Raw genomic sequence first — 13,701 nt, 5'->3', positions numbered from 1 at the left:
GGTTCGGTGGTCGGTGGCGCGTGGGTCAGGTGAAGTCGTTGACCAGGGCGAACAGCTCCTCGTCGCTCGCGGACTCCAGGCGTGCGCGAGGGTCGGCCTCCTCGTCGCGGGGTGCGCGTCGGCCCGCGGCGGCCTCGGCGGCGTCGAGCAGGGCGCGCAGTTCCGCGGTGACCCGTTCGAACCCGGCGGGGTCCGCGGCCGCTTCCCGCACGGCGGTGGTGAGGTCGCCGAGCCGGGCGGCGAGCGAGTCGCGCGCCGGGGCGGTGGTCCCGGCGGCGATCAGCTCGCGCAGGTGCCCGACCACGGCGGCGGGCGTGGGGTGGTCGTAGACCAGGCTCGGCGGCAGCCGCAGCCCGGTGCCGCGGCCGATCAGGTTGCGCAGCTCGACCGCGGTGAGCGAGTCGAGGCCGAGGTCGCGGAACGGCCGGTCGACGGCGATCGCGGCGGGGTCGCCGTGGCCGAGGACCGTCGCCACGTGCCCGCGCACCAGGTCGGTCAACACCCGCTCGCGCTCGGTCTCGGGCAGGGCGGCGACCGTGGCGCCGGGGTCGGACGTGGCGGTGCGGGGCCGCGGCGCGAGGCCGGTCAGCAGTGGCGGCAGGTGGTCGCCCGCGCGGAGGGCGGCGGTGTCCAGGCGGGCGACGGCCAGGACGGCGTCCCCGGCGGGGACGGCGGCGTCGAACAGGGCGAGGGCGTCGGCGGTGGGCAGCGGCCGCAGGCCGATCCGGGCCAGCCGGCGCAGGTCGGTCTCGGCGAGGTGGCCGCTCAGCTCACCGCGTTCCGCCCACAGCCCCCAGGCCAGGGACCGGGCGGGCAGGCCGAGCGCGGTGCGGTGCTGGGCGAGGGCGTCGAGGAAGCTGTTGGCGGCCGCGTAGGCGGCTTGGCCCGCGGTGCCGAGGAGGCCGGCGACCGAGGAGTAGAGCACGAACGCGGACAGGTCGAGGTCCCGGGTCAGCTCGTGCAGGTGCCAGGCGGCGTCGAGCTTCGCGGCGAGGGGCGCGTCGAGGCGCTGCTCGGTCAGGTCGGTGAGCACCGCGTCGTCGATCACCCCCGCCGCGTGCACGACCGCGCTGAGCGGGTGTTCGGCCGGGACGGCGGCGAGCACGGCCGCCAGCGCGTCGCGGTCGCCCACGTCGCAGGCCGCGAAGGAGACTCCCGCGCCCAGCTCGGCGAGTTCGGCGGCCAGCCGGTCGGCTCCGGCCGCGTCCGCGCCGCGCCGGGAGACCAGCAGCAGTCGGCGCGCCCCGTGCGCGGCGACCAGGTGGCGGGCCAGGACGGCGCCCAGCGCCCCGGTCGCGCCGGTGATCAGCACCGTGCCCCGGTCCCATCGGACGGCCTCGGGGGACGCATCGGCCGACACCTGCGCCCGACCGCCACGCACCGCCTCGGGCAAGGCGTCGGCCGGCGCCTGCGCCCGACCGTCCCGGACCGCCGCAGGCGACGTATCGGCCGGAACCTGCGCCCGACCGTCACGCACCGCCTCGCGCGATGTGTCGGCCCGGACGAGACGGGGTGCCAGCGCCCGGCCGGCGCGGACGGCGAGCTGTGGTTCGCCCGGGGAGGCGAGCGCGGCGGGCACGGTGTCGGTGTCCAGGTCGGCCAGGACGATCCGGCCGGGGTTCTCGGTCTGGGCCGTGCGCACCAGGCCCCACACACCGGCGGCGGCCACATCCGTCACGTCCTCGCCGGCGGTGGCCAGCGCGCCGCGCGTCACGACGACGAGCGTCGAGCCGGCGCACCGCTCGTCGGCCAGCCACGCCCGCACCGCGCGCAACGTCCGGCCCAGCACCACGCGCGCCGCCACGGGGACGTCGCCCTCACCGGAGACGGCGGCCAGCACCACCGTCCCGGGGACCGGCGCGCCGGCGTCCACCGAGGCGAAGAACCCGGTCAGGTCGTCGGTGTGCGCCGAAACGGCGTCCGAAGCGGGCAGGTCGACACCGACCCACTCGACGCGGAACAGGCCGTCGGTGCGCGGAGCCCGGCGTCCGAGCGGTCGGAGCAGCAGCGACCCGACCTCGGCGACGGGCGCTCCCGTGCCGTCCGCCAGCGTCAGCGACGCCTCGTCGCCCCGCACCCGGAGCCGGACGCGGAGCACGGCGGCACCGCGGGCGTGCGTGCGCACGCCGGTCCAGGCGAAGGGCACCCGAGGCGGCTCCACGCCCGCGTCGAGCAGCAGGGGGTGCAGCGCCGCGTCGAACAGGGCGGGGTGCACGGCGTAGCGGCGCGCCTCCGGCCGCACCTGCTCGGGCAGGACGACCTCGGCGAACAGCTCGTCGCCGGCACGCCACACCCGGCGCAGGCCGCGGAAGGCCGGCCCGTACCCGTACCCGGCGTCCGCCAGGGTGTCGTAGAGGCCGTCCAGCGGCACCTCGGCGGCGTCGGCGGGCGGCCAGGAGGTCAGCCACTCGCCGGCGTCGGCGGACGCGGGGGCCAGCGTGCCCGTCGCGTTCGGGGTCCACGGGCCGTCGTCGGGCCGCGCGTGCAGGGTGAACCCGCGGTGCCCGGCGTCGTCGGCCTCGCCCACCACGACCTGGACCTGGACCGCGCCGGAGGCGGGCAGGAGCAGGGGCGACGAGAGGGTCAGCTCGGCGACCTCCGGCGTGCCGGCGTGCCCGCCCGCGCAGGCGGCCAACTCCACCACGGCGGTCGCCGGGAGCAGGACGTCGCCGCCCACCGCGTGCTCGGCGAGCCACGGGTGGGTGTGCGTGGCGGGCCGTCCGGTGAAGACGTGGACGTCCCGGTCGGCGAGGTGCACCGCGGTGCCCAGCAGCGGGTGGCCCGTGCCGAGCCCGTCGGCGTCGACCGCGCCCTCCTCGGCCTGGAGCCAGTACCGCTCGCGCTGGAACGCGTACGTGGGCAGGGCCACCAGCCGCGCGCCGGGGAAGACGGCCCGCCAGTCGGGGTCGGCGCCGCGCAGCCGCAGCGCGGCGAGCGCCCGCGCGGTGGCCTCGGCGTCGGGCCGGTTGCGGCGCAGGGTCGGGACGAACTCCGCCGCGCGGCCGGCCAGGCACTCCCGCGCCAGCGCGGTCAGCACCGCGTCCGGGCCCAGCTCGACGAACGTCGTGACGCCCGCTTCGGCGAGGTGGTGCACGCCGTCCGCGAACCGCACGGCCTCGCGCACGTGCCGCACCCAGTAGTCGGGCGAGGTCAGGTCCGCGCCGGGCGCGCCGGTCAGGTTGGAGACGACGGGGATGCGCGGCGCGTGGAACGCCAACCCGCGCACGACGGCGCGGAACCGGTCCAGCACCTCGTCCATGTGCGGCGAGTGGAAGGCGTGCGACACCGACAGGGCCGAGGTGCGGACACCCCGCTCCCGCCACGCCGCCGCGACCTCCGCCGCCGCGTCGGCGTCACCGGAGATCACCACGGCACGCGGCCCGTTGACGGCCGCGACGACGACCCGGCCGCCGTGCGGCGTGAGCGAGTCCCGCACCGCCTCCTCGTCGGCCTCGACCGCGACCATGGAGCCGCCGGCGCGGGCCGCCTGCATCAACCTGCCGCGCTCGGCGACCAGCACGCACGCGTCGGGCAGGGACAGCACGCCGGCCGCGCACGCCGCCGCGACCTCGCCGACGGAGTGGCCCAGCAGGAAGTCCGGGGTGATCCCGCAGTGCTCGAACACCCGGTACAGCGCCACCTCGACGGCGAACAGCGCGGCCTGGGTGAACTCCGTCCGCGCCAGCAGCTCCGACCCGGGCGTGCCCGCCTCGGCGAACAGCACCTCCCGCAGCGGGCGGGGCAGGCGCGGGTCCAGGTGCCGGCACACCTCGTCCAGCGCGGACGCGAACACGGGGTGCGTCGCGTACAGGTCCGCGCCCATGCCCGGCCGCTGGCTGCCCTGCCCGGTGAACAGGAAGGCCGTCTTCGCCGCCCCGTCGCGGTGGCCGGGCGCGGTGTCGCCGCGGGCGATGGCCGTGAGGCCACGCAGCAGCGATGCGCGGTCCGCGCCGACGGCCGCGGCGCCGTGGTCGAGCAGGGCCCGGCCGGCGGCCAGCGTGTAGCCGATGTCGGCGGCGGACAGCTCCGGGTGGGCTTCGACGTGCCGGGCGAGGCGGGCGGCCTGGGCGCGCACGGCCTGCTCGGTCCGCCCGGTCACGAGCCACGGCACCGCGCCCACGACCCCGGCGGGTTCCTGGTCGGCGTCCGGCGCCTGTTCCAGGACGAGGTGCGCGTTGGTGCCGCTGATGCCGAACGACGACACGCCGGCACGTCGGGGCCGCTCCACGGCGGGCCACTCCCGTGGGGCGGACAGCACGGACAGCCCACTGGCGTCCCAGTCGACGTGCGGCGACCGCGGCTCGGCGTGCAGCGAGCGCGGCAGCACACCCGCCGCCAGGGCCGCCGTCATCTTGATCACGCCGCCGATCCCCGCGGCGGCCTGGGCGTGGCCGATGTTGGACTTCAGCGAACCGACGAACAGCGGGCGGTCGGCGGGCCTGCCCTTGCCGTACACCGCCGCCAGCGCCTCGGCCTCGATCGGGTCGCCCAGCACGGTGCCGGTGCCGTGCGCCTCCACCACGTCCACATCGGACGGTGCGAGGCCCGCGTCGGCCAGGGCCGCGCGGATCACCGCTTCCTGCGCGGGGCCGTTGGGCGCGGTGAGGCCGTTGGACGCGCCGTCCTGGTTGACCGCGCTCCCCCGCAGCACCGCCAGCACCCGGTGACCGCGACGCCGGGCGTCGGACAGCCGTTCGACCAGGACCAGGCCCACGCCTTCGGACCAGCCCGTGCCGTCCGCGCCCGCGCCGAAGGACTTGCAGCGGCCGTCCGGCGCCAACCCGCGCTGCCGCGAGAACTCGACGAAGGTGTTCGGGCTGCTCATCACGGTCACGCCGCCCGCGAGCACCAGGTCGCACTCCCCCGACCGCAGCGACCGGACGGCCAGGTGCAGCGCCACCAGCGACGACGAGCACGCCGTGTCGACGGTGATCGCCGGTCCCTGGAGGCCGTAGGTGTAGGACAGCCGTCCGGACAGGACGCTGGACAGGTTGCCGGCGAGGAGGAACCCCTCGAACTCGCCGGGGGTGCGGGGCAGCCGGGACGCGTAGTCGTCGTACATGGCGCCGGTGATCACCCCGGTGTTGCTGCCGCGCAACGACTCCGGGTCGATGCCCGCGCTCTCGAACGCCTCCCAGGCCGTCTCCAGCAGCAGCCGTTGCTGGGGGTCGGTGGCGGCGGCCTCGCGCGGGGACAGACCGAACAGCTCGCGGTCGAACAGGTCCGCGTCGTGCAGGAACCCGCCTTCGCGGGTGTAGGAGGTGCCGATCCGCTCCGGGTCCGGGTCGTACAGCCGGCCGAGGTCCCAGCCGCGGTTGGTCGGGAACTCCCCCACCGCGTCGACCCCGTCGGCGACCAGCCGCCACAGCTCCTCCGGCGACGACACGCCGCCGGGGAAGCGGCACGCCATCCCGACGATCACGACCGGGTCGTCCTCCCGCGCCCGCGTCGCGGGGCTGGCGGCCGGCGACGGGGTCTCCTCGGTGACGCGGGACAGCAGGTGCGCGGCCAGCCGGGTCGGCGTGGGGTGGTCGAAGATCGCGGTGGCGGCGAGCCGCAGGCCGGTGGCCGTGCCCAGCCGGTTGCGCAGGTCCACGCCCGCCATCGAGTCGAGGCCGAGGTCGTTGAAGGTGCGTCGCGGGTCGACCGTGCTCCCGTCCGGGTGACCCAGCACGGCCGCGGTCTCGGCGCGGACCAGGTCCAGCACGGCGTCGGACCGGGCGGACCCGGTCAGTGCCGCGACCCGGCCTGCCCACCCGCCGGGCGGTGCCGGGGCCGGGGTGCGGACGAGCGCCCGGTACAGGTGCGGGACCGGCGTGCCGGCGCGCCCGAGCCGGGCCGGCGACAGGGCGGCGGGCACCACGAGCGGGTCGCCGGTGGCGAGGGCGGCGTCGAACAGGGCGAGGCCCTGGTCGGGGGTCAGCGGCCGGACACCGGCCCGGTCCCACCGGTCGAGGTCCGCGCCGGTCAGCCGGGAGCCCATGCCGTGGCTGCCGTCCCACAGGCCCCAGGCCAGCGAGACGCCGGGCAGGCCGCGGGAGGCGCGGTGGTGGGCGAGGGCGTCGAGCACGGTGTTGGCGGCGGCGTAGTTGGCCTGGCCCGCGGCGCCGACGATGCCGGACACCGAGGAGAACAGGACGAACGCGGTCAGGTCGAGGTCCGCGGTCAGCTCGTGCAGGACGCGGGCGGCGTCGGCCTTGGGGCGCAGCACGTCGGCGAGCTGCCGGTCGGTCAGCGTGTCGACCGTTGCGTCGGCCAGGACGCCCGCGGCGTGCACCACGGCCGTCAACGGGTGCTCGGCGGGGACGCCGGCGAGCAGTGCGGCCACCGCGTCGCGGTCCGCGACGTCCACGGCGGCGGTGGTCACCGTCGCGCCCAGCCCGGTCAGCTCGGCGGTGAGCCGGTCCGCGCCGGGCGCGGCCCCACCGCTCCGGCTGACCAGCAGCAGGTGCCGCACGCCGTGCGCGGTGACCAGGTGGTGTGCCAGGAGCGCGCCGAGGCCGCCGGTGCCGCCGGTGATCAGCACCGTGCCGGCGGGGTCGAGCCGGGGCGCGGGTGTGGTGGCCGGGCGGCGGCGGACGAGGCGGGGGACGTGGATCGCGCCGTCCCGGATCGCCACCTGGGGCTCCCCCGCGGCGACGGCGGCCAGGACGTCGGCCGCCGGGTCGTCGGTGTCGGCGAGCAGCACCCGGCCGGGGTGCTCGGACTGCACGGAGCGGACGAGTCCCCAGACGCCGGCGGTGTCGAGGTCGATCTCGTCGGTGGGACGGGCCGCGACCGCGTTGTGGGTGACCACGAGCAGCGTGCGGTCCCCGGCCAGCCCTTCCCGGACCCGGTGCAGCACGTGGCGGATCGCGTCGGGCCGGTCGGCGCGGATGGTCACGACGTCGACGCCAGCGGCGGCGGTGGTCACGGCGGTCCCGGCAGTCCCGGCAGTCCCGGAGGTGGCGGCGGTGGCGGCGGATCCGGCGGTGGCGGCGGGTTCGGCCGGGGTGATGGCGGCGGTGGCGGGTTCGGCCGGGGTGACGACCGGCCACTCGACCGTGAACAGCGCGTCGGCCACGCCGGCCGTGCCGAGGCGGGCCCGGGGCACGGGGCGCAGGGCCAGCGACCGGATGGTGGCCACGGGCGCGCCGCCGGGGTCGGCCAGCTCCAGGGTCGTGGTGCCGTCGTCGTTCGGCGTGCTGCGGACCCGCAGCCCGGTCGCGCCGGTCGCGTGCAGGGTCACGTCGTTCCAGCTGAACGGCAGCAGGATCCGGTCGTCCGGGGCCTCGGCGTGCAGCACCAGCGCGTGCAGCGCGGCGTCCAGCAGGGCCGGGTGCACGCGGTAGCGGTCGGCGTCCGCGCGCAGCGGCTCGGGCAGGGCGATCTCGGCGAACGTGGACGTGCCGGACCGCCACAGCGCGCGCAGGCCCTGGAAGGCCGGGCCGTAGTGGTAGCCGCGCTCGGCCAGGCGCGCGTAGGCGTCGTCAACGGGTTCGGGCGTCGCGTCCGCGGGCGGCCAGGGGTCGGAGGCGCCGGTCGGGTCGCCGGCCGGGTCGAGGATCCCCGTGGCGTGGCGGGTCCACGTCTCCCCGGTGTCCGGGCGGGCGTGGACGGTGAAGGCGCGGCGGCCGTGCGCGTCCGCCTCGGCGACCACCACCTGGAGCCGCAGGGAGGCGTGCGCGGACAGGTCGAGCGGCGTCTCCAGGGTCAGCTCCCCGACCCGGGGGACGCCGAGCCGGTCACCCGCGGCGGCGGCCAGGTCGAGCAGCGCCGTGGCGGGCACGAGGGTGGCGCCGCCGATCGCGTGGTCGGCGAGCCAGGCGTGCTCGGACGCCGAGATCCGGCCGGTGAGCACGTCGGCGACGCCGTCGGCGCGGTCCAGCACACCGGTCAGCAGCGGGTGGTCGGCCGGGTCGAGGCCCAACGCGCGGGCGTCGGTCCGCGCGGCCGGCACGTGCCAGAAGCGCTCGCGCTGGAACGGGTACGTGGGCAGCGGGGCCGGGGTCGCGCGGGGGAAGAAGGTGTCCGCGCGCAACGGCGCGCCGTGCGCGTACGCCGTGGCCAGGCCCGCGCCGAACGTCTCCACCTCGTCGTGGCCCGCGCGCAGCAGCGGCACGACCGTGACGCCGTCGTCCAGCAGGCCCGCGGCCGCCGGGGCGAGGACGGCGTCCGGGCCGATCTCGAGGAACACCGTGGCGTCCAGCGCGGCGAGCGTGCGCACCGCGTCGGCGAACCGGACGGTGTCGCGGATCTGCCGCGCCCAGTAGTCGGGCGAGGTCATCCGGTCGGCGGTGGCGCGCTCACCGGTGACGGTGGAGATGATCGGGATGGTGGGCGCGCGGAGGTCGAGCCCGGCGACGACGGCGCGGAACTCCGCGAGCACGCCGTCCATGTGGGGCGAGTGGAACGCGTGGCTGACGGTGAGGCGGCGCACCCGGCGGCCGGCCTCGCGCCACCGCGCGGCGACGCGTTCGGCCTCGTCCGCGTCACCGGAGACCACCACCGAGCGGCGGCCGTTGACGGCGGCGATCGACAGGCGGTCCAGCGAGTCCCGCACCTCGTCCGGCTCGGCCTCGATCGCGATCATCGCGCCGCCGGCCGGGGCCGCCTGCATCAGCCTGCCGCGGGCCGCGACGAGCCGGGCCGCGTCGGTCAGCGACAGCACACCGGCGGCGTGGGCCGCGCCGACCTCGCCGATCGAGTGCCCGGCCAGCAGGTCGGGGACGGCGCCGTGGTGCGCCAGCAGCCGGACGAGCGCCGTTTCGACGGCGAACAGGGCGGGCTGGGTGTAGGAGGTGCGGTGCAGCAGGTCGGCGTGGTCGGTGCCCGGTTCGGCGAACACCACGTCCCGCAGCGGCACGTCGAGCAGGCCGTCGAAGGCGGCGCAGACCTCGTCGAACGCGGCGGCGAAGACGGGGTGCGCCGCGTGCAGCCGGCGGCCCATGCCGACGCGTTGCGCGCCCTGGCCGGTGAACAGGAAGGCGGTGCGGCCCGCGTCGGCCGCCGAACCCCGGTGCACGGTCGGCGCGTCGAGCCCGGCGGCCAGGGCGTCCAGGCCGGCGCGCAGGTCGGTGGCGTCGCGGCCGACGACCACCGCGCGGTGCTCGAACGCGGTGCGCGTGGTGGCCAGGGCGAGGCCGATGTCGGCGGCGTCCGCGCCGGACGTGTCGAGGTGGGCGCGCAGTCGGGCGGCCTGGGCGCGCAGCGCGGTCCCGCTGCGGGCGTGCAGCACCCACGGGACGGGTGTGCCGGGCGCGTCGCCGGTCCGGGGGTCCGGTGCCTGCTCCGGGGCCTGCTCCAGGATGACGTGGGCGTTCGTCCCGCTGATCCCGAACGAGGACACGCCCGCCCGCCTCGGCCGGTCGACCTCGGGCCACGGCCGCGCGCGGCGCAGCAGCGCCAGGCGGCCCGCGTCCCAGTCCACCCTCGGGGTGGGTTCGTCGGCGTGCAGGGAGCGCGGCAGCTCGCCGGTGCGCAACGCGCCGACCACCTTGATCACGCCGCCGATCCCCGCGGCGGCCTGCGCGTGGCCGATGTTGGACTTCAGCGAACCGACGAACAGCGGCCGATCCGCGGGCCTGTCGCCGTACACCGCGGCCAGCGCCTCGGCCTCGATCGGGTCGCCCAGCACGGTGCCGGTGCCGTGCGCCTCCACCACGTCCACATCGGACGGTGCGAGGCCCGCGTCGGCCAGGGCGGTGCGGATCACCGCTTCCTGGGCGCGGCCGTTGGGCGCGGTGAGGCCGTTGGACGCGCCGTCCTGGTTGACCGCGCTGCCCTGGACCAGGGCCAGCACCCGGTGGCCCTGCCGCAGCGCGTCGGACAGCCGTTCGACCAGGACCAGGCCCACGCCCTCGGACCAACCCGTGCCGTCCGCCCCCGCGCCGAACGACTTGCAGCGGCCGTCCGGGGCCAACCCGCGCTGCCGCGAGAACTCCACGAACATGCCGGGCGTGGACATCACCGTGACGCCGCCCGCCAGGGCGAGGTCGCACTCCCCCGACCGCAGCGACCGGACGGCCAGGTGCAGCGCCACCAGCGACGACGAGCACGCCGTGTCGACGGTGATCGCCGGCCCGTGCAGGCCGAGCTGGTAGGCGATGCGGCCGGACGCGACGCTGGTGGTCGTGCCGGTGAGCACGTGCCCGTGCGCGTGCCGGGACGCCTCGGCCATCCGCGGCCCGTACTCCAGGGCCGTCGCGCCGACGAAGACGCCGGTGGACGTGCCCTGCAACGAGCGCGGGTCGACCCCGGCCCGCTCGACCGCCTCCCAGGCCGTCTCCAGCAGCAGCCGCTGCTGCGGGTCCATCGCCTCGGCCTCGCGCGGCGAGATGCCGAAGAACGCGGCGTCGAACCCGCCGGCGTCGCGCAGGAACCCGCCGTGCCGCACGGTGCTGCGGCCCGGCTTGCCGGGGTCGGGGTCGAACAGGCCGGGGTCCCAGCCGCGGTCGGCGGGGAAGTCGCCCACCGCGTCCACCTCGTCGGCCACCAGCCGCCACAGGTCCTCCGGCGAGGCGACCCCGCCGGGGAAGCGGCACGCCATCCCCACGATCGCCACCGGGTCGTCCTCCCGGGCGCGGGCCACGGGGCGGGTCTCGGGCGTGGCTCCGGTCAACTCGGCCGCGAGGAACGCGGTCAGCGCGGCGGGCGTGGGGCAGGAGAACAGGAGTCCGCCGGGCAGCGGCAGGCCGGTGGCGGCGGCCAGGGCGGTGCGCAGCTCGGTGGCCATCAGCGAGCTGAACCCCAGGTCGGTGAACGTCTTGTGCTCGGCGACCCGCTCGCCCGGACCGCTGCCGAGCACGGCGGCGATGTGGGCGCGGACCAGTTGTCCGGCGTCGTGGGGCGTTCCCGCCGGGCGGGTGGTGGTCTCCGCGTCGAACCAGTGGTGCCGGCGCTGGAAGGCGTAGGTGGGCAGCTCGACGCGGGCCGGGGTCGGGTGGTCGCCCGGCACCGCCGTCCAGTCGACCGCGTGGCCCCGCACGTGGGCGCGGGCCACCGCCTCCACCGCCACCGTGACGTCCGGGCGGTCGGCGCGCAGCAGCGGCGCGGCCACGACCCCGGCGGGCGCGTGCGCCGAGAGGACGCCGTCCGGTCCCAGTTCCAGCAGGGTGGTGACGCCCTCGGCGGCCAGCGTGCGGACGGCGTCGAGGAAGCGCACCGGGCGGCGGACCTGCTCGGCCCAGTAGTCGGGCGAGGTGAGCTGGTCGGCGGTGGCCACCCGGCCGGTCACCGTGGAGACGACCGGGATGGTCGGCGGGGCGTAGGCCAGGGTGGCGGCGGTGGTGCGGAACGCGTCGAGCATCGGGTCCATGCGCGGCGAGTGGAAGGCGTGGCTGACGTCGAGCCGCTTCGTCTTGCGGCCGCGTGCGGCGAGTGCGGCGGCGACGCGGAGCGCGGCCTGTTCGTCACCGGAGACCACCGCGGCGTCGGGGCCGTTGACGGCGGCCACGGCCAGGTCCGGTTCGGCGTGCAGCAGGTCGAGCAGTTCGTCCTCGGTCGCCTGCACGGCGACCATGGCCCCGCCCTCCGGCAGGGCCTGCATCAGCTGGGACCGGGCGACGACCAGGCGGGCCGCGTCGGGCAGCGTGAGCACGCCGGCGACGTGCGCGGCGCCGATCTCGCCGATCGAGTGGCCGGCGACGTGGTCCGGGCGCAGGCCCCAGGATTCGAGGAGCCGGAACAACGCGACCTCGACCGCGAACAGGGCGGGCTGGGTGTAGCCGGTGCGGTCGAGTTCCGCGCCGCCTTCGGCGATCACGTCGGCGAGGGGTCGGGGCAGGTGGGGGTCGAGTTCCGCGGCGACCGCGTCGAACGCCTCGGCGTAGCGGGGGAAGGCGGCGTACAGGCCGGCGCCCATGCCCGCGCGCTGCGCGCCCTGCCCGGTGAACACGAACCCGAGCCGTCCGGGTTCGGCCACGCCGGACACGACACCGGCCGCCGGCGTGCCCGCCGCGATCGCGGCGAGGCCGTCCAGGAGGCCGGCGCGGTCGGTCGCGACGACGGTGGCGCGGTGGTCGAACGTCGCACGGGTGGTGACGAGCGCCCGACCGACGGCGTCCGCCGAGTGCTCGGGGTGCCGGACCACGAACTCCCGCAACCGCTCCGCCTGCGCCCGCAGCGCCGCCGGCGTGTGCCCGGACACCGGCCACACCAGGACGGCAGGTCCCGCGCCGGAAGCCGCCGGCTCGGCCGGGGGACGCCCCGCCGCCGGCACCGCGGACTCGGCCCGGCCCGCGCCCGGAACCGCCGGTTCCGCCGAGGGCTGCCCTGCCGCCGGCACCGCGGACTCGGGTCGGCCCGCGCCCGGAACCGCCGGGGGCTGCCCTGCCGCCGAGCCGCCCGCGATGGGCTCCGACGCCTGCGGGCCGAGCGTCGCCGGTTCGGTCGCAGCGTGCGCCGACGCCGGCCGTTCGACGGCCCTCGCGTCGCCGCCGGCCGGAGGCGGTTCGCCCACCACGACGTGGCAGTTGGTGCCGCCCATGCCGAACGAGCTGACCCCGGCCACCAGCGGGCGGTCGTCGTGCGGCCAGGCGGTCCGCTCCCGTTGCACCTCCAGGCCCAGCCGGTCCAGCGGGATCCGGGGGTTGGGGGTGTCGAAGTTCAGGCTGGCCGGGAGGGTGCGGTGGCGGATGCTCAGCAGGACCTTGATCAGCCCGGCGATGCCGGCCGCGCTCTCCAGGTGGCCGATGTTCGTCTTGACCGACCCCACCCGCAGCCGCTCACCGGCGGCCCGGCCCGCGCCGAGCGCGGCGCCCAGGGCGGCGGCCTCGATCGGGTCGCCCACCGGGGTGCCGGTGCCGTGCAGCTCGACGTACTGCACCGCGTCGGCGGCGACCCCGGCCTTCGCGCAAGCCTCCCGCAGCACGGCCTGCTGCGCGTCCGCGCTGGGCACGGTCAGGCCCGGCGTCGCGCCGTCGTTGTTCAGCGCACTGCCGAGGATCACGCCGTGCACCCGGTCGCCGTCGGCCAGCGCCCGGTCCAGCGGCTTGAGCACCACCACGCCGCCGCCCTCGCCCGGCACGAAGCCGTTGGCCCTGGCGTCCAGCGCGTAGGTGGCGCCGTCCGGCGACAACGCGCCGAAGCGCTGCTCCGCCACCACGTTGCCGGGCAGCAGGTTCAGGTTCACGCCGGCGGCGATGGCCAGGTCCGCCTCGCCGCCGCGCAGCCCGGCGCAGGCCAGGTGGACGGCGGTCAGCGACGACGACTGCGCGGTGTCCACCGACACGCTCGGCCCGCGCAGCCCCAGGTGGTAGGAGACCCGGTTGGCGATGATCGCCCGGTTGACGCCGGTCATGGTGTGCTGGGTGACGGCGTCCCCGCCGCGCTGGTGGACCAGCGCCGCGTAGTCGTCGCGCAACGCGCCCACGTGCACCGAGGTGCGGGTGGCGCGCAACGCCTCCGGCGGCACGCCCGCGTCCTCGACGGCCTCCCACACCAGTTCGAGCACGAGCCGCTGCTGGGGGTCCATCGCCGCCGCCTCACGGGGCGAGATGCCGAAGAACTCCGCGTCGAACTCCCCGACCGACTCGAGGAACCCGCCGCGCCGCGGCCCCGGGACGCCCTCCCACCGGCCGCTCGGCGCGTCGCCGATGGCGCTCGCCCCGTCCGCCAGCAACCGCCAGAACTCGGCCGGGCCGGCGGCACGGGGGAAGCGGCACGCGAAACCGACGACGGCGACGGCCGACTGCTGGGGGACGTGGGGCGTGTTCACGGCTT

Annotated in this window: 1 protein-coding gene; it reads right to left on the bottom strand. The window is 77.5% G+C overall.

Annotation, left to right across the window (positions count from 1 at the left end; genetic code table 11):
* Window positions 1-25 precede the first annotated feature (25 nt).
* Window positions 26-13,696 (bottom strand): SDR family NAD(P)-dependent oxidoreductase, encoded by a 13,671-nt coding sequence (locus tag ACWEFJ_RS22685; protein WP_449714945.1) that lies wholly within the window; start codon window positions 13,694-13,696, stop codon window positions 26-28.
* Window positions 13,697-13,701: the final 5 nt, after the last annotated feature.

The sequence above is a fragment of the Actinosynnema sp. NPDC004786 genome (assembly GCF_053601135.1).
The sequence above is the reverse complement of the archived record's forward strand: the minus strand, read 5'-3'. Positions and strand labels throughout refer to the sequence as shown.